We start from the raw sequence: 18826 nt of genomic DNA, 5'->3' as shown, positions 1-18826 counted from the left end.
ACCCAACGCTACGGAATGATCAGTGTCCGATCTAGCGGTGCAACATCCGACTTTAATTTATTGGCGCTTTTCAGTTCACTGACGCTAACCCCATAACGCGCGGCAATAGAGGATAACGTGTCGCCACGCGCCACTTTATGCTTGCTCGGTTTGGCTTTGGCCGGTGCCGCAGCACCACTACCTGCAGGCACTTTCAGACGTTGCCCTACCCAAACCCCATCTTTTTTCAAGTTATTCAGCGTACGCAGCGTGGCCATGCTGGTGCCGTAGCTGTCGGCAATGCCGGAAAGCGTTTCTGCCCGCTGTACTACGTGGATTTGTGTTTTCCCCGTATTCGCACTGCGCGGGCGGCTCACTTCCGGTTCCGGCTGCCGCAAGTCATTTACCGTGGAGTTAACCGCCGCTGCGACCCGCTGCGGACGGTTTTCGACCTTTGGGTCAGCTTGTAGCGGATGCGCCAGGAAATAACTGCGTAGACCATTGTGGATCGCCTGCGCAATTTTATCCTGATATGCGCTACTGCCGAGCAGTCGCTCCTCCGTGCTATTACTGATAAACCCGGTTTCTACTAGCAAAGAGGGAATATCCGGTGAGCGCAGTACTCCCAGACTGGCGTGTTCTGGGCGGCGTTTGTGCAATGAACCCACGCGCTGTAGCTGCTGCAAGACTTTCACCGCCACGTCGTAACCCACGCGTTGCGAATGACCAAACTGCAAATCCAGCACCGCCTGGCTCAGGTAAGGATCGGCCTGGCTGTTGGCCAACAGATCGCCCGCCCCACCCAGCAATTCAGACTGTTTCTCGTGTTGTTCCAGCCACCCGGCCATCTCACTGTTCGCCCGTCGATTAGACAACACCCACACCGAAGCCCCATTGGCGCTGCGATTAGGTGCCGCATCGGCGTGAATCGAAACCAGCACATTAGCGCCCTGCTTACGCGCCACATCGGAACGCCCCATTACCGAAATAAAGTAATCTCCGCTACGCGTCAGCACTGGTTTAAACATCGGATCGGCGTCCAGCAACGCTCGCAGACGATGCGCAATGGCGATGGTCACATTTTTCTCTTTCAAGCCACTTGGCCCAATAGCCCCCGGATCCTGCCCACCGTGCCCGGCATCAATTGCCACGACCACACGGTCACCGGATCCGGCAGAAACCCGGCTACTGCGCGGTGTCGTTTCTGTCGCAATACCGGATACGGCAGCAGGCTGGTTGGTAAACGGATTAGAGCCGCTCGGCGTCACTGGCGTTTTACGCACCGGTTCACTGGTGACCGGTGCTTTGCGCACACTACTGATATTCGGGCTGCTTTCCGCAGTAATGGTGAATACCACGGTGTAGGTATTGCCATTCTGGCGCGTCACCGCACGGGTTTTTGCCCGCTGGGTCAAGTCAAAAACCAGCCGCACGCTTTGGTCGTCTTTTGGCGTACTGGAACGAATACTTTTCACTAGATTGTGGCCGCTGAAGTTCAGCGGCAGGCCACCCACTTTGCCATTTTGATTCACATCCAGAACGACGCGATCCGGCCCGCGTACCGTAGAGAAAGCATAGTCTGGTGGGCCAGTGAAACTCACCGAGACCGTGGCTTCACGCTGGGCGTTAGTCACGTTGATATTGGATAACGACGAGGCAGCCTGGGCAGCAAACGGCACCAGCAAGGCAAACAAGGCGATAACAGCCACTTTTTTCAGCATATGGATCATGAAAGCGTCATCCCTGTTGCCCATCAATACGGTCTAAAAGCTCGGCACCGTAGGCAGAAACCGCCTTAAGCTGCGCCTGTCGGCCATCGTCATGATAGCTGAGATGCAACTCCAGATCGGGAGCGGGCAACACACCGGTTCCTTGCTGTGGCCATTCCACCAGGCAAATGGCATCCTGCGCAAAATAGTCGCGAATGCCCATAAATTCGAGTTCTTCAGGATCGGCTAACCGATAGAGATCAAAGTGATATACCGCGAGCGGTTGCAATGCATAAGGCTCGACCAACGTATAAGTCGGGCTTTTCACGTTGCCTTGATGGCCCAGCGCCTGCAAAAAACCCCGGCTAAAGGTGGTTTTACCGGCCCCCAAATCACCGTAAAGATAAATAACGCTGGAACGATCGCACGCCTTAGCCAAGGCAGTACCCAATGTGACAGTCGCTGCCTCATCCGGCAGAGGTAAAACGAGTTCTTTCATTCGATAATATCTATTTTGCCAACTCAGGATTAACGTAATGGGGGATGTTCGGCAGCAGGTCGGTTGCCAACAGCCCTCTTGTTCCTTGCTTCTTTGCCACAAGATCCGCAGCGGCACCGTGCACCACACAACCAGCACAGGCTGCATCATACAGCGAGAGTTTTTGTGCCAGCAAACCACCAATGATGCCTGACAGCACATCACCCATGCCGCCTGATGCCATCCCGGCGTTACCGACGTCGGCGATCGCGATCTCTCCCTGTTGATCGGCAATCAACGTTCCGGCACCTTTCAGCACCGCCACCCCACCGTATTGCGCTACCAGCTTGCGTACTGCGAGTAAGCGATCACTCTCAATATCAGCCGTACGGCAGTTCAACAACCGCGCCGCTTCGCCAGGATGAGGGGTCATTACTCGATTCTGACGCTTATCAGGATGTAATGCCAGTAAGTTAAGTGCATCCGCATCCCACAGTGCCGGTTTGTCACTGGTCTGCAGCTGTTTCAAGGCGTTCTTACCCCAATCACTCTGGCCAAGCCCTGGGCCAATCACCACCACATCAGCCCAGGTGAGAGCCTGCTGCAACTGGTCATCCGTCAGACGTTGTACCATCAGTTCTGGGCAGGCAGTCAGCAGCGGCCCGACATGTTCAATGTGAGTAAGCACTCGCACCAAACCGGCACCGCTGCGTAGCGCCGCTTCTGCCGCCATCCGTATAGCACCACCGAAACCGTGATCGCCACCAATCAGCAGCAAACGGCCATGCTCGCCTTTGTGGGAGCAGGGTCGGCGCGGCTTCAACCAATGCCCGAGATCGCTGGCGGTAATTCGCTGAATCGCTGGCGGTTGCCTGGCCAGCCAGTCGTTCAATCCTAGCGTGCTGTGATGAAGTTGCCCAACCCAATCACGCGCCTGCCCGGTCAACAAACCTGGTTTAAGAGCAATAAACGTCAGAGTATGCGCTGCGCGGATAACGGCTCCAGGCACTGCTCCACTTTCAGCCAGCAGACCAGAAGGGAGATCCAGCGCAATAATCGGCGCATTGGCACGATTAGCGGCTTCAATCAGCGCAGCATAAGGCGCACGGGGAGCAGAGGCTAACCCAGTGCCAAGCAGGCCATCGATAATCAGATCGATATCCTCCGGCCAACGACTGCTGGCAGACAGAATCTCACCGCCACTTTCCAGCCATGCTTGCCGGGCATGCGCCGCCTCTGGCGGCAACGGGCGGGAACCTTCACAGGCGACGAGCGTCACTTTAACGCCATCAGCCACGGCAAGACGCGCCACCACATAACCGTCCCCACCATTGTTGCCATGACCACACAACACCAACCAGTGGCGGCTAGCCGGGTAGTAATCACGCGCCAGCGCATAGGCCGCAGAACCGGCACGCTGCATCAATTGATCAAGAGAGAGCCCCATTGCAGCAGCAGCCAAAGGTTCCGCCTGTCGGATCCAATCCGCAGACCAGACCGAGTGTGGTAAACTGTCAGCGTATGGTTTCTCACTATGGCTCGTCATGACATACCCTCTCGATCTCAATCAACTCGCCCAACATATCAAGCAATGGGGGCAATCGCTAGGATTCCAGCAGGTTGGCATCTGTGATACCGATCTCAGCGCGGGAGAGCCGAAGCTGCAGGCGTGGCTGGACAAACAGTATCACGGTGAGATGGCCTGGATGGCCCGCCACGGCATGTTGCGCGCTCGGCCACATGAGCTGTTGCCCGGTACGTTACGCGTTATCAGCGTGCGCATGAACTATTTGCCTGCCAAGGCCGCCTTCGCCAGTACACTGCAAAATGCGCAATTGGGTTATGTCAGCCGTTACGCGCTAGGCCGCGACTACCATAAACTGCTGCGTCAGCGGTTGAAAAAGCTCGGTGAACAGATTCAGGATTATTGCGGGGAGCTGAATTTTCGGCCATTTGTCGATTCAGCCCCGGTGATGGAACGCGCCCTGGCAGCCAAATCAGGCATCGGATGGGTTGGTAAACACTCACTTATTCTTAATCGCGACGCGGGTTCCTGGTTCTTTCTGGGGGAATTACTGATTGACCTGCCACTGCCCGTCGATCAACCGCAGGAAGAACAATGTGGCCGTTGCGTCGCCTGCATCACCACCTGCCCAACCGGCGCAATCGTTGCGCCTTATACCGTCGATGCCCGGCGCTGCATTTCCTACCTGACTATCGAACTGGATGGCGCTATTCCAGAAGAATTCCGCCCTCTGATGGGGAATCGTATCTACGGCTGCGATGACTGCCAACTTATCTGCCCATGGAACCGTTTCTCGCAATTGACTGATGAAGACGATTTCAGCCCGCGCGCGGTGCTGCACGCTCCGCAGTTGCTCAGCCTGTTCGGCTGGAGTGAAGAAAAGTTTCTGCGCATCACCGAAGGTTCCGCTATCCGGCGTATTGGCCACTTGCGCTGGCTGCGTAATATTGCTGTGGCGCTTGGCAATGCCCCTTATCAAGATCAGATCGTCATTGCACTACGCGCCCGTCAGGGCGAAGACCGCATGTTGGACGAACATATCATTTGGGCGGTGGAACAACAGTTGGCGCGGCGTGATGCTTTGGGGGTTGAAGTACAAAACTTGCAGAAAAAACGCTTGATTCGGGCGGTGGAAAAAGGGTTACCGCGGGATGCCTAGCATCTGTCACTTTGCCATCAGACTTGCCCTGTGGATTTGTGCATAAAAATAAAAACACCTTGTCTTTCAACCGCCAAAAAAAGAGCAAGTGATCGCGATAACGTTTTAAGATAAATAAAATGACTTAATTATCAATTAAATAAATATTTCACTTGCGTGACATTGAATTTCTGAACAACAGAGTTTAGGTGCGCAATCTGTGGATAACTCTGTTCACAACGTTGCATCTGAAGATGAATAAGATAGCGAATCCCGCATCCTGAGAGGGGTAGAACTGGATTTTATCTGGAGAGAAAAATTGGAGCGGGAAACGGACTTCCCACTGAGCATTTAATTAATTGATTTAAAACTATTTTCTACTACGGCACTCCGTAATATGGACCGCATTATGTACCAATAATATTTCCTTAGCAAGCCCCAAACATCAAGAAAGGTTGCGGCCTCAACCCAAGCGCTTAACTTATGACCGCATGGGCTATTTCACGGCCAAAAACTGATGAAAAAGCGTCCTTTTAACCTGAAATATCCAGACCTAGCCCCACTAGAGGTACTCCGGTGACTTAACGCCGCACTCATTCCTAAGCCTGGGTGACTGCCCTCACTCACTCCCAGTCACTTATCACTTACTTCAGTAAGCTCCTGGGGCTTCACTCAGTTGCCGCCTACAAGCAACTAAATAGCTTTTCATAATACCGCTACACCTTGTGGAAAGCTTGTGGGGTAAGGCGTAGGGTGTTTTCATCCTCAAATGACCACATGCTAAGGCTTTGCTGTTGAGAGTGGTGATTCGTAAAGTAGTACTGAGTATCCATCCAGTGATCTACTATTGTGAAAAGCTATTTAGAATTATTTTGGGTATAAATTGTTTTGTCTTACGCTGCATTTACAGCACTCAGATATTTCCTTCCATCAAGATAAAGGCCAACAATACTGATCAATTTCGTTAGGAAATTTTCATTATCATCAACAAGTCTCTTCATTTTAGCATTATTAAACCCAGAACTTGCATCTAATAGGGTAACCTCTCCATGAGCTATACTATTTCTTTTGTTTTTTACGGTCAAAATAGATTCAGACACATCCGGGTGGAATTCAAAAAATGGTATTCCATATGTGTAGAATATATCCTTAGCTTTTCTTACATCAAGATTACCTGAAAAGAGCTTTCTCTTATCCAAATACTCCATTAACTGTGGAAATTTCAACTCACACTCTTGTAATTTTTTTAACGAACCTGGATTAATACTGCTAATTTTATTGAAATGATATTCAACAAATAACACTTTTAGACGTTGGGAAAGAGCATGGTAATCGACAGAGCTAACTTCTTTATGTATCTGCTCAAACAAAGCAAAGAAAGTCGCTTCTATATTATTGTAAATAGCAACAAATAAGCTCGACTTCAATATAAGAACTGTAGTTACAGATTTAGACTGTAGTGTCATAAATTCGATGTGATTATGTAAGTGATTTATGGTCTCACATCTATCATCAAAATCACTCTTAATGATATCCATATCAATTTCTCTTGTTATTTGACAACTTAATCAAAGAGTCACGAACAAATTCAACTCGACCTCTTAACGTCTGTACTGCGTGTGTTTTGTATTCACTTGAGATTACTTTGGCGAACTCTTTCTTCGACGTCCAATATCTCACATCTACCTTCTCACTCAGTGTAAGGTCACTCTTTTTCTCAAGAGCCAAATGGACACCCACTGATATTGCCTCAAATAATATCCTTGATGTCTCCATTCCTTCTGCTTTTGAAAACCCAAACATAAAATTGTCGGCAACAAAGTCTATCATTCTGTTGAACGCTATTTTCTTGCTCTCTTTGATATCACTAGAAAATCTTTCATTCTCACTTTGCATATATTCATCAAGAGCCTTAGTGACACTGCGCGAAAATGTAGTGTACTTCGGATATGAGTCTACCATAGCAAAAAATCTAACAATCAGTTCCTCATACTCCTGCCTGTTTTTTACGGATTTAGATAAAATTACCATCTCTCTAAATTTTTCGTTTATCGAGCATTCTTTATAAACAAAGTCTGTGAATGGGCCATGATAAATTCCCTTTCTTGTCTCCATATTTCGAAGTAAATCCGCCCCTTTATTTATCCTTTCAAATAAATCATTTTTCATTTCATCAGATGCAGTCTCAGCTAAAACGATTATACTGACTACTGTATTTCTGAACTTCCTTTGTCTTGAGATATCTAAAGATGAAAAGACATGTCCATTTAATGATGTTATTTTTTGTAATCCAGTTAATTCAAGCTCATCGTGGATGAATGCGTTAAGCGTTCTAATCCTTTGAGAGCCATCAACGATTTCAAATCTACCATTATCGTCTTCGGCAATAAATATTGATGGTATAGGCAATCCGAGCATAATGGACTCTATCATCTTTGATTGTCTGTTTTCATCCCATACAAAATCACGTTGGTACTCAGGGACATATATCTCATTCATATTATCATCGAAGCCTTCCTTGTATTTATTCACTATGATTTCAATAGTGAAATCTCTGGTATCATATGCAACCTCTTTTCTTAGTTGCTTAATTTGAGATTCTACATCCATTATTTACTCCTTTTTTAACCCTAAAATATGAAGAATAACTCAACCTAACTCTAACTGATGCTCGTTCAATGAAGACTCCCCCCCTTCCTTTTTTAGCTTATCTCTGATAAGACTATAATTCAGAAAAATACTTTCTGTATATAAAATCATAAGAGTGATGACTCTCTCAGCATAACATTCTTACAGCGCATTTTTAAGATGATTTTGGGTAAGTATGTCTACTCTTAAAACAAAGCTGTCTGCCGACTGGGTATAGCTCTGTGCCGTAAGAGTACCAGATCAAATCTGAACTAATGCGAACTATGGACTCACACTCTCTATGCAACCTAACCACACTGTTACAGAGAATGCAGTGCCCCGTGTCAGTCTGGCTTACTTTGAAGATTTAATGAGCGCTTTATCTTTAGGCCCATCAAAGTCAGACTCATCCCTCTTGCCATTGATAATATCAATGGCATTTTTTACATCATTCAAGCTCATACTCTATGCTTTTCATCTATGATGGTAAGTGTTTTGTATATAGAAGCAATGCCTTGGTCAGATGACCAAGGTACGTATTAATTGCTTTCTATCCAGACCTGTTTAATCCAGCTTGCCAGGTCCGGCCATTTCTCGTCACTATAACCATCTGTAGTCCAGTATCTAACTTGACCATTCGGGACAAGACAATAATAACTACCGTTATCTTCACAGATAGGCAACCAGTCCTCGGGCAGTCCTTGATCTCTCGCATCACGTAAAGCCTGAGCAAGCTCACCATAATAATTGCCATCTTTAGTAACAGATAGCAATTCAACGGTCCCATAAAATACATTGCTGACTTCTTTCAGCGCTTTTTTATAGTCCTCAGGAAAAGTAAAACCGATGTCTTTTTCATAGCGCGTTATTAATGCATCATCTGGCAAGTCGACATTAAGACTTTCGCCGCCTGATAACATCTTTAACTCATTGATAACTCTATCAAGTTCACTGCTCATATCACCTCCTACTTAAACCCTGCGGCTCTTTCTTTCCAGTAATCAGAACGCCATTTGTTAAATTCTGCTCGGTTGATACCGGAAGGAATAGTATTATCATTTATGTGTATAACACCATGATTTTCTTTATGGAAAGATTGAGTAGCCTCAGCAATCGGCCCATCTTGTCGTTGCAGCATATGATGAAGATTCACTGGCTTGCCATCAGTACCTATCGGTGCCCTACCAGCATCCATTAACTGGATATTTGTTTTTCCAGATTTTGGATCAACATAGTGCGGATCAAACAAGTCATTCCGCTGATAGACCTTATTGCCATTAAATTGCACAGGCTCTGCTGACCAGTATTTTCTGTCTTGACCGAAATATTTAACACTACTAACTTCATCACTGGCTTTGCTGAGTAGCTTAGACGCTTCAGCAAGGTCGCCTTTTTTCAGCGCAGCTTCTGCACCCTTAATCGCCTTACCCGCAACATCCCCAGCAACAGGAATGATGCCTATCGTAGCAACCAGATAATCCAGTGCGCTCTGTGCTTCTGCAAAGCTCTTGATATCACCATAAACCGGGATAAAGTCTGAACCCAGATCAGCCCCACCCTTGATGATCTCTCCAGCCTGCTTACACGCATCCGGCATCAATTCGCAGTAAGCTTTCTTGCTCTCTTCATATTTCTTTATCGTCCCTGCTTTCTGCGCCTCTGCAGCACCTAATGCATGGGCAAGGTTATTGTTCTCAAGCGCATTCTTCCCTGCCTGTCCTCCCGCAACCGCGTCAGCCGTACTGTCCCCCACAATACCCCCGGCCAAACCTGCTGCCAGGGTGCCAAGGGCACTTATGGTCTGACGCTGCTCTTCCGTCAGATCCTCACGCTTGATACCCGGGTACATCTGCTGGGCAATAAACTCACCCATGACCGCGCCGGAGGCTCCCGCTAACGCACTGTTGCCATTCACTGCCGCAGTCACCGCCCCCAGAACGGCGTGGGCCATCAGGTTGGCTTCGGTATTCACTGTTTTGCCATCCGCACTGGTGGTCATCTTGTGAATGACCTCCGCCAGATACGGCGCACTGGCACCCGCCAGCGCTTTCGCCATATCGCCACCGGCCAGTCCCTGAATCGCTGCTGTTGCCGCCTGAATACCCTGCTGTAACGCGCTACCGGTGCCGTACTGCTTCATGGCATCTTTATAGGCTTGGGTTTCACGCAGTTGCTCGACTGTCTTATCCGGGTACTTCTCTTTCGCCGCTTTCAGCCCGTTGATATCCCCCTGCGTCCGGGCAATATCTGCCGCCTGACTGCCGATTTCACCGATGAGTTGCGCTTCTTTCAGCCGGTTTTGTTCCCTTTCCTTGTCGAAGATTTTGTCCAGCCCCGGGTTGGCGTTCTCCACGTCACGGCTGAGATCCCCGACATTTTGGGTCTGCTTGTCTTTGTCACGGATGGTGATGGTGCCCTCAGAGACTGCCGACTTCGTGGTGGAACTGGCACTGTCGCTGCCATTCACCCCGGTCAGGAGGCCATTGGCCATATTCCCCGCAAACTGACCACCGAAGCTGCCGCCCGAGCTGATTCCCGCGCTCTGGTGCTCAACCTCGTACTCGGCCTTGTTCTCGATGTTGCTGAACCCCAGGGTGCCGGTATCGAGTTTGTTCTTGTCTGCCGTGGCAGTGGATCCAATAACGGCCCCATTCAACTGGGTGTGCTCACCCACAGTAATGTCGAAGCCACCTTTTCCGGCAAACACCCCCGTCTGCTCCTGCACGCTGTCGTAGGTCGAGTGCATCTTGTCACGGCTCAGATTGACCGAGCCACTGATGGTGCCCACACCGACGCTGCCGCCCGCACTGGCGTTCTGCTGCTTCGAGTCGTAGTTGTCACTGTCGCGCTCACTGGTTAAGGTCAGATTGCGGCCCACGTCCATCGTCACCTTCTCACCGCTCACCTGTGCGCCAGTCAGCGTGGTGTCACGGCCACTGGTGATGTTGAGGTTGTTACCGGCGTTCAATGTGGTCTCAGTATGGGTCAGCATATTGCCGCTTTCCGAGCCGCTACCTTTGTTGGCGCTGGCGTTCAACGTCAGGCCATTTTTGCCCTGCCCAAAATTCACACCCACGCCAACAGAAGCACCGTGACTTTCGTTCTTGCCGTCCACCGTCTGGGTGTTCTGCGCAGAAAGCAGATTGACGTCACGCGCGGCATTGAGGTTGATGTCCTTCCCGGCCTGCAACTGGCTGCCCTGAACGTTGATATCCGTTCCGGTCGAGCGGATATTCAGATTGTTGCCTGCTGTCAGGGTACTGCCCTGGCTTTGCGATTGGTTGGTCGTCTGCTCGGATTTCGACGACTGGCTGCCGTAGGAAAGATTCAGCCCCACCAGGCTGGTGTTTTCATCTCCGGCGTTGTGCAGTTCGTTAGCCTGAGCTGCCTGTACCCCGCTCAATGCCGCTTTCATGCCCTGCAAGGCGGCAAGACGACCGCTGCTTTCCTTGCTGGCGTCGTTGGCGCTTGATACTGCCGAACTCACGGCACTGCCCACCGTACCAGAGAGCGCCAGCGTCAGGCCGCTTTGCTTCTGCTCCACCACATGCTTCTGGGTGCTCTGGTTTTCTGCTGCAAGGACATTCACTTCCTTGCCGGTCAGGTTGATGTCTTTTCCGGCTAATACATCAGAACCCTGCACCGTCAGGCTATTACCTGCGTTCAACGTGACATTCCCCTGGGTGCTGCCCACGGTGCTGCCGACGCTGGTCCGGGATTTGCCGTCATCGGTGGTTTTGGTGTCATTGGTGCCGTAGCTGAATCCAATCCCACCGGTGCCAGACAGACCGCTTTTCTTCTCCTGCAACATATGGGTTTCATCGCGCTGCTCGGTCGCCGCCTGCAGGTTCAGGTTGTTACCGGCAGAAAGAGCCACATCCTGCGTGGCGGCCACGCTGCTGCCCGTGACCGTCAAATCACGTCCGGCCTGCATGCTCACGCTGTCACCACTCAACTGGCTACCGCGCACAGTCTGCTGGCTGATGGTGTCCCGCGACTCGGTGGTGGTTTTTGAGAGCATGCCGCTGCTGCCGGTCGCCTTGTAATGCTGGTCCAGAGTAGTGGTATCAACCCCATGCTGAATGTTGATATCGTTACCTGCCGCCACACTGAGCGTGTCACCGGCAGAGACGTTGCCTGCGGTGATATTCACATTATTTCCAGCCCCCAGTTGCACGTTACCGGCACCAACGATTTCACTGCCGACCTGCTGGCTGCTGGAGTGGTGCTGCCAGTTGTCACCCCAGTTGAGGTTGTCTGTGCTGCCGGTGTTCACCGTATTGAGGTTGAGATCACGCCCCGCTGTAATAGCGGTGGTGCCGCCTTCTCCGCTGTTAACCACCTGCGCCGCCGTCAGATTCACATCCCGCCCGGCCTGCAGCGCGAGCGTACCATCCGGCTGCTGAACATACAGCCCTGCCACGCGGTCCAGTGTAGTGCGTGCAAAGTTGCCCCCAGCACTCTCGGCGCTGCGGGTAGTGGTGATGGCGTTGATATCCCGTCCGGCAGTCGCGGTGAGACTTTGTTGCCCGGCGATCACGCCACCGACGTTATTAATGTCGGTGCGCGCTTTCAGCGCCACATCATTCCCCTGGATCAACCCGCCCAGGTTGTTGATGTTTTCCGCGAGGATCTGCGTGCTCTGCTGGCCGTTGATGCGTCCGCTGTTGGTGAGATTGCCGGTGAGATTCAGACCCACGGTTTTTCCGGCGAGCAACGCGCCGCTGCCATCGAGATCACCCGCTTTCACGGTGGCATACACCTGTGGCACCAGTACCTGCTGGGTACGTCCATCCGGCAGGGTCACGGTCTGCGCCACCATCCAGACGATATCGCCCGTTAGCAATGCCATCTGTTCGGCGGTGAGCGCCACACCCAGAGTGAGGTTATATTTTTTACCAAACTCGACGCCGTTGTTCATCAGCGCCTTGAACTGATCGTCGTCATTGCTAAAGCCATCGAGGTAACGGTTACCGGATAGGGCGATCACCTGCTCGCGGATCAGCCGCTGCTCGTAGTAGCCATCCCCCAGACGTTTCAGCACGTTGTTCGGGTCCGTGGTGAAGGCGTTCATCATGTAATCCGAACCCAGCCACTGTTTCTTGTCCGTGAAGCGCGGATCGGTTTCCACCAGATACGGACTGCTTTCCGGGTGCACCTGGAACAGGCTGTTATCCGGCAGTTGGGTATTTGGACCAACGATGCGCACCACCTTGCCTGACGCTCCGAGATTCACCTCGAAGGTTTTACCGGCTGGCAGGGTAACGGCCCCCGGCACCACCGGCAGCAGGTTGCCTGCGCCCGGCCCGGCAATCGGCGCGGCATTAATGCCTGCTGCACCCTGGATATCGCCATTGATGTCCGCTTTTTGCTGCGCATCAATCACCAGAGCACTGCCCTGGCCCTGGGTATATTCCGCGAGCGTACTCGGTTTCAGGGTGATCGCCTGGATGACTGTTGGCGGTGTGTAGCCGGTTTCATCGACATTGGAGGAATCACCGCCCTTTTGCTGGTGACGGGAATAGTAGGTGGCCTTACCCACATCATTGATCTGGCGGTTGGCCTCGACCTCGACGTTATCGACGGACCCGGCCTGCAGCGACAGTGCGCCACCGGCAATAATCTGGCTCTTGTCGTTCAGTACCGTGTTGGCATTGATACTGAGGTTACCCCCGGCAAGGATTTTGGCGGGGTCGGTCTCTTTCACCCGGTCTTCGGTAATGGTGCGGGTGTAGTCGTAGTGGGTAAAACGGTCACCGTCGGTGGTGTGACAGATCACCCCTTCGATACACAGGACATTCACTTCATCCTGGTAGATGTAAATGGTGTAGTCTTTGTCGTTATAACGCACACCGTTATTCAGACGCGCCACTTCATATTCGGAGATCTGCTCCTGGGAAACCAGCACGTTCTCCAGGCTAAAATGGTCGTTGATGTTGTTGATCTGCGCAATGTTGAGCGCCATGTCTCCGGCGGATTCAATCGTGGAACTGTGGTTATTCAGTACCCCGCCCTGGCCGATGGCCTGATAGCTACCGTCCAGCGCCCCGCCGATGGACATGAAACCGTCGCTGTAAATCAGCGCATGGTCGTAGTTGTTCAGCGTGCCGACACCCAGATCGAGGCGCTGACGAGCCGCAATCGTCGCGGCCTGACCGTTTTCTGCCAGGTTGTTGAGTGTCCCAGCCTGGATAGCGAGCGCATCACCGTAAATACGGCCACTGCCGATATTATTGACGGTGGTGCCGTTGAGACGGGTATAGAAACCGTCGATCAGACCGGTGTTGGTCAGGGTCTGGGTGGCTGTGAGTTGCGTGGTGCCAGCACTGAGTTCCGCCGTGGCGCTGTTGAACAGGTTCGTGGTGGTCAGGTCAAGCTGGTTCCCGGCCTGGATCAGCGACTGGTTGGTCAAATTACCCTGGGTGCTCAAGGCCAGATTGTTACCCGCCTGCACCGTACCCGTATTAAAGAAATCCTGCGTCAGATTGAGCGTCATATCCCCCAGCGACAGCAGCGAGCCGTCGCCGGTCAGGGAACCACTGTTCAAAGTGAGTTGCTGACCCGCTTCCATCGATCCAGCGCTGTTGGTGATCTGCTGGGCCTGAGTGTGCAGGCTGTTTTGCGCACTTAATAGCCCCGAGGTGTTGTTCAGATTACCGCTGAGATTAAGCGTCAGCGCATCATCGACGCGCAGCGCACCCTGGCTGTTATCGACATCTACCGCATTCAGCGTCAGGCTGCCGCCCTGGATACCACGCTGTGCATCAAGCGTGTTCTGGTTGAGAATGGTGGCAGCGTTCAGGGTGACATTCAGTGCCCCCTGGATCAGCCCGGCCCCGTTGTCGATCACCGATTGAACGGCGCTAAGCGCCATATTGCCCAGCGCCTGGATCTGGCCCTGCTGGTTGTTAATTTGGCTGGCGGTGAAATCCAATGAGCCTTTGCTAAACAAATTGCCCTGCAGGCTGTTGTCGAAGACAGCCGTATTGAGCGTCATCGCCCCACCGGAAGCCAGAACCCCGTACTGGTTGTTCACATCGGCGGTGGTCAGCGACAGATCACCCTGCGCACTGAAGGTGCCATGCTGGTTATCGAGCGCATAACCTTGGGTATTCCACTGTACATTCTGCCCGGACTGCAAGCTGCCCCAGGCGTTATTCAACGCCTGCGTCAGGGCGTTGATACTGTCCAGTGCCGCGATCTGGCCTTGCTGGTTATTGACCGCCCCGGCGGTCAAGGTCAGTTGCTGGTTGCTGATCAGCACACCGTGCTGGTTATCCAGCGTTGCGGTGTGAAGGGTCAGATTGCCCTGGCTGGTGATGCCGCCCTGGTCACCGCTGTCGGTATTACTGAGTGTTCCACCTTGAGTGTCGATCAGCAGATCCGCCGCACTTTGCAGCAGGCCACCGTCATCGTTGAGGAGCCCCGTGTTAAAGATCGACAACGTGCTGAGGGAAGCCAGTTGGCCGCCCCGGTTATCGATTACGCCGGTGTGTAACTGTGTATCACCACCGCCGACGAGTTTCCCCTGGCGGTTATCAAGCGCCCCACTGGAAAGCGACAGAGAGCCTGACGCCCCAAGCAGGCCCCCCGCCGCGTTATTGATGTTCTGACCGTGGGTGTCAAGTGTCAGTGCGGCACCCGACTGGATACTGCCTGCTTGGTTGTTAAGGGCGCGGCTCTCGAGTGTCAGGCCGTTATCAGCGAGAATTTTGCCTGCGCCGTTATTGATATCACCGGTTTGGGCATTTAGCGCCTTGGCCGCAATCTGCCCCGCACGGTTGTCGAGGTTGCCGGTTGAGAGGGTCATGCTGCCGGAACTGATGATGCCGCCCTGGGTGCCGCTGTTGCGGTTGATCACCTCTGCGCCACGACTGTTGAGATTCAGCGCGGAACCGGCCTGGATCAGCCCACCGGTGTTGTCCACTGCCCCCGTGAGGGAAGTCAAACGCCCGTCAGCGGCAATCAGGCCGTCGCGGTTGTTCAATGTGCCGCCGAGCGTCAGGGTTAAATCATGCTTGTCAGCCGCTATCAGCTCACCCTGCTGGTTGTTCAGTGTTCCGGCAGTCAGCGACAGCGCGCCGTTCGAGAACACGGAGCCGTCGAGATTATTAAAATAATCGGTGACATTCAGGTTCAGCGTGCCGCTGCCGGTCTGGGTCATCTGTCCGCCACGGTGCGACAGGCTTCCCGCGTTCAGGGTGATATTCCCGGCCTGGGTGGTGGTGTTGTCCAGTTGCAGCGCAGTGCCAGAAAGTGCGAGGCTGCCGTTGGAGACCACGGCACCCTTGTCGCCGTTCATCTGCGCGGCCTGAATCGACAAGGCTCCGTCACCAGCATGCACAATCGTGCCAGTCTCGTTATTGAGGTTCGCCGTGTTGAGCGTCAGGTTTTTGCTGTTGCTGGCAATGGTGCCGCCACGGTTATTGATACTCGCAGCATGGCTCAAGGTGAAATCCTGCTGCCCGAGCTGCTGCACGGTGCCCTGCTGGTTGGAGAGACTGTTGGCGGTGAGGGAAAGCTGGTCGGCGCTGAGTTTACCGCCGTCGTTATTGAGCATCCCGCCGGTACGGGCAGAAAGGGTGTGTGTGGCGGCCAGGTTGGCCCCGGCGGTGCGGAGTTCCCCCGCCGTGGCCTGAAGGTCAATGGTGTTGCCATAGGTCTGGCTGCCGCTGAAATCGAGTGCGGTGCCGGTGGCGATAAGTTGCCCCGCCGCCGAGTTCTGGCCGTTGGCTGAAAGCTGCCCCTGGCTGTTGAGCGTCAGGTTGCCGCTCGTGCCCAGTTTGCCATCGCTCGCCATGCCTGCGGCCAGTACCCCTTGAGTGGTGCTGTTGAGGCTGGCTGCGCTGAGGGTGGTGTGACCCTGTGCGGCCAGAATGCCGCTGTTGGTGAGTGCCCCTGCCGTCTGAACCTGGGTATTGTTTCCGGCGTAGAGTTTGCCGCTGTTTTCCACACCGCCCGAGGTGGTGAGTTGGAGGTTTTGCGTGGCGGTGATGGCTCCGCTGCTGGTGAGCAAACCATCGGCATTGACCACCACGTCACCGGCAATCGCATTGAGCGCCCCGGCGTTATGCACCCCCACCCCGGCCTCGGTGCCGCGCAGCAGGATTTTATTGGCGTACATGCCGCCCAGTTGGGACACATCCACCGCGACAAAGGGACGGGGACTGCCATCACTGGTTTTTGCTGTGACAGATTGATGTGATGCATCGACCTGGTTGCGTCCGGTGGTGACGTTGAGGTCGTTGGCCCAGACGCCTGCGTTGATTTTTATGGAACGGGCGATCAGGTCGGTGTGATCCTGCTGGCTGCTGTCGAGGCCCTTGCCTTGCACCACAATCTCGCCGCGCTCGACGTTGTAGCCGGTCAGTTGGCCGTTCAGCATCTGCGCCTGACCGGTGGTGAGTGTGGCGCGGTTGGCGTTGATAAAGCCACAGCCGCTACAGGTGATGCCTGCCGGGTTGGCAATGACCACCTGGGCCTTTTGTCCGGCGACTTCAATAAAGCCGTTTAACTGGCTCGGGTCTCGGGCATTGACTTCGTTCAGAATGACTTTGGCTTCGCCTTTTGCGAGCCACGGGTTGGCGGTGACCATCCCGGCGATCTGGGTCTGGGTGTTGAGGTGGCTGTTGTTGAGCACCACCCCTTTGTTATCGACATCGAACTGGCTGTAGACGTTGCGCGAAACACCCTCTGCGCTTGGCGTCTGGATATTGACCTGCGGGGTGCCGTTGGCACTGCTGATGATGGTGGGCTGCTGGTTGCCCGGCGCACTGCCATCAGCAACGATATTGGCCTGCACCGGCTGGATGGCCCCGAGCGCCAGCAGTAGGGCAAAGCACACGCCTTTGACCGAGCCAATGATCTGGCTGAGGGTGTAACCGGTGCCGGATGAAGGGGATGAGGCCGCCGCACGGCCAGCGCCTGCGATATCGGGCACGACCATCAGCATGCCACGGGCGGTATTGAATACGATGCGATAGAGATTCTTGTTCACAACAACGTCCCTGCAGAAAATCTGAAAGTGAAAAGTCAGTTTTTTTATCTACCCCAATGACCTCAAGCGACAGCACGGTGACCTATCGCTTCAGGTCATCAGGGACTATCCCGGTCGAAACCGGGATATCTGTATGGCATCAGAAGCGATAGCCGATAGCAATATTGAAACCGTTAATGTCGTGAGACTGTCCGGCGATATTCAGTCTGGAACCTTCGTAACCGATATCGACGGCCACATTCTCAATCGGGTTGATCTGCACCCCTGCGCCATACATCAGGGACGTCTTGTTTTCATTGCCGGACTGACTCCCCGCCAGCACATATGAACCCTGGTAGTTGTACCACTGGGAGGAATAATCGACTTTGTTGCGGTTGAAACCCAGCAGGCCATAGGCGCTGACAAACTCATTAAAGCGGTAAGCCGGGCCGACAGACAGTGAGTAATATTTGATCTTGGCTTCGTTATTAATGATGTCTCTGGCGAGCAGATAAGAGTAATCATCCTTGCCACTCATGTAGGTAAATGAGCCGATCACGCTGATCGGCGAATCCCACTCATAGCGGTACTTGAGGTTCACCCCGTTGATGTTGTGCAGGTTCTGTACCTTGCTCTGCGCATATCCTAGAGAGACCGTGTGCTGTTCAGCCTGTGCCAATGTACTGAATCCCAGAGCCGCGACCAGTGCAGCGGTCATCCATAATGCTTTCATTGCGTCATCCTTTTAATGTGAGATGCCTGTCTTCGCATCGGTTTTATATCGCCCTAACCCTGCCGCTCATCGGCATGCGGGGTTTCAGGAAGAGAGACAGATAAAGGGTGAGCGGCACGCCAGGCGCGAGCCTGTGCGTGACCGATCTGCTCACCCTTGAAATTCATCACACGCTGGCCTTTCTCCGCACCACGGTGGTAGAGAGAACGGAAACAGCGGTCAGGAAACAGCGTCTGCGTCACCAAACGGCGCATGGCGCGGGTTTCCCCGAAGGGCGCGATCCAGTCGCGTATCCACAACCGGTAACCACAGGCCCAGTCGGCTTCCTGCACCAGAATGGCCGGTTGGGTGAGATAACGTGCTTCTGCCTCAGCGTCCAGCCACATCCAGCTCATGAAAAAGAGCGGCTGCGCTCCGCGGCTGACCAGCATGTAGTGCTGATGCTTGATAATCGGCAGTAATACCGTGGGCAGCGCATGCAGCGGCAGATCCCGATGCTGGGCCGAATGCATCCACAGCCAGACAGAAGCCCCCAGGACTTCGGCCTCACTGCGATCGCCCCCCAATATCAACGGGGCATGCACGTCATATGCACCTATCAGCATCGTGCTGTCCTCAAAAATCCCAGTTCAGGGTAAAACTGTAGTGGATCAGTAATAC

General features: G+C 53.2%; 10 protein-coding genes. 1 reads left to right on the top strand and 9 read right to left on the bottom strand.

Going from position 1 to position 18826, the window contains the following annotated elements; translation table 11 throughout:
- Nucleotides 1–8: 8 nt before the first annotated feature.
- The 3 genes from amiB to nnr are packed head-to-tail and all read right to left on the bottom strand — an operon-like array spanning nt 9 to nt 3712.
- Nucleotides 9–1709, bottom strand: a complete 1701-nt coding sequence (gene amiB / locus IV04_RS20490) for an N-acetylmuramoyl-L-alanine amidase AmiB (protein ID WP_037404474.1) — start codon at nt 1707–1709, stop codon at nt 9–11.
- Nucleotides 1710–1716: 7 nt separating this feature from the next.
- Complete coding sequence (gene tsaE / locus IV04_RS20485; RefSeq protein ID WP_037404476.1) at nt 1717–2187, bottom strand: tRNA (adenosine(37)-N6)-threonylcarbamoyltransferase complex ATPase subunit type 1 TsaE; 471 nt, start codon at nt 2185–2187, stop codon at nt 1717–1719.
- A gap of 10 nt (nt 2188–2197) precedes the next feature.
- Nucleotides 2198–3712, bottom strand: coding sequence for a bifunctional ADP-dependent NAD(P)H-hydrate dehydratase/NAD(P)H-hydrate epimerase (nnr, locus tag IV04_RS20480; protein ID WP_037404478.1), 1515 nt, complete (start codon nt 3710–3712; stop codon nt 2198–2200).
- On the opposite strand from nnr, the gene queG reads away from it, so the two are divergent.
- The gene (gene queG, locus IV04_RS20475; RefSeq protein ID WP_037404479.1) at nt 3711–4850 is read left to right on the top strand and encodes a tRNA epoxyqueuosine(34) reductase QueG; all 1140 of its coding nucleotides are present in this window, start codon (nt 3711–3713) and stop codon (nt 4848–4850) included. The genes nnr and queG overlap by 2 nt on opposite strands.
- 872 nt (nt 4851–5722) lie before the next feature.
- Here the strand turns inward: queG and IV04_RS20470 are convergent.
- The 6 genes from IV04_RS20470 to IV04_RS20445 all read right to left on the bottom strand — a co-directional run bounded on the left by IV04_RS20470 (nt 5723) and on the right by IV04_RS20445 (nt 18771).
- Nucleotides 5723–6367: an MAE_28990/MAE_18760 family HEPN-like nuclease gene (locus IV04_RS20470; RefSeq protein ID WP_037404480.1), complete on the bottom strand. Its 645-nt coding sequence runs from the start codon at nt 6365–6367 to the stop codon at nt 5723–5725.
- Between the two features lies 1 nt (nt 6368).
- Complete coding sequence (locus tag IV04_RS20465; RefSeq protein WP_072010936.1) at nt 6369–7439, bottom strand: DUF262 domain-containing protein; 1071 nt, start codon at nt 7437–7439, stop codon at nt 6369–6371.
- Nucleotides 7440–7996: 557 nt separating this feature from the next.
- On the bottom strand, nt 7997–8416 hold the full coding sequence (locus IV04_RS20460) for an SMI1/KNR4 family protein (RefSeq protein WP_037404482.1): 420 nt from the start codon (nt 8414–8416) through the stop codon (nt 7997–7999).
- An 8-nt stretch (nt 8417–8424) separates the two neighbouring features.
- The gene (locus IV04_RS20455) at nt 8425–17454 is read right to left on the bottom strand and encodes a hemagglutinin repeat-containing protein (RefSeq protein WP_051916903.1); all 9030 of its coding nucleotides are present in this window, start codon (nt 17452–17454) and stop codon (nt 8425–8427) included.
- A 139-nt stretch (nt 17455–17593) separates the two neighbouring features.
- Entirely contained in the window at nt 17594–18166 is a 573-nt protein-coding gene (locus tag IV04_RS20450) for an Ail/Lom family outer membrane beta-barrel protein (protein WP_037404483.1), read from the bottom strand.
- A gap of 53 nt (nt 18167–18219) precedes the next feature.
- Nucleotides 18220–18771, bottom strand: a complete 552-nt coding sequence (locus tag IV04_RS20445; RefSeq protein WP_037404485.1) for a toxin-activating lysine-acyltransferase — start codon at nt 18769–18771, stop codon at nt 18220–18222.
- Nucleotides 18772–18826 lie beyond the last annotated feature (55 nt).

Origin of the sequence: Serratia sp. Ag1 (genome assembly GCF_000743355.1) — a bacterium.
Taxonomy (GTDB): Bacteria; Pseudomonadota; Gammaproteobacteria; order Enterobacterales; family Enterobacteriaceae; genus Chania.
This window is presented reverse-complemented; position numbering and strand designations above follow the sequence as displayed.

Bases quoted from the DNA above. Each gene is read 5' to 3' on its own strand.
- amiB (WP_037404474.1), bottom strand. From the start codon at position 1,709: ATGATCCATATGCTGAAAAAAGTGGCTGTTATCGCCTTGTTTGCCTTG.
- tsaE (WP_037404476.1), bottom strand. From the start codon at position 2,187: ATGAAAGAACTCGTTTTACCTCTGCCGGATGAGGCAGCGACTGTCACA.
- queG (WP_037404479.1), top strand. From the start codon at position 3,711: ATGACATACCCTCTCGATCTCAATCAACTCGCCCAACATATCAAGCAA.
- nnr (WP_037404478.1), bottom strand. From the start codon at position 3,712: ATGACGAGCCATAGTGAGAAACCATACGCTGACAGTTTACCACACTCG.
- IV04_RS20470 (WP_037404480.1), bottom strand. From the start codon at position 6,367: ATGGATATCATTAAGAGTGATTTTGATGATAGATGTGAGACCATAAAT.
- IV04_RS20465 (WP_072010936.1), bottom strand. From the start codon at position 7,439: ATGGATGTAGAATCTCAAATTAAGCAACTAAGAAAAGAGGTTGCATAT.
- IV04_RS20460 (WP_037404482.1), bottom strand. From the start codon at position 8,416: ATGAGCAGTGAACTTGATAGAGTTATCAATGAGTTAAAGATGTTATCA.
- IV04_RS20450 (WP_037404483.1), bottom strand. From the start codon at position 18,166: ATGAAAGCATTATGGATGACCGCTGCACTGGTCGCGGCTCTGGGATTC.
- IV04_RS20445 (WP_037404485.1), bottom strand. From the start codon at position 18,771: ATGCTGATAGGTGCATATGACGTGCATGCCCCGTTGATATTGGGGGGC.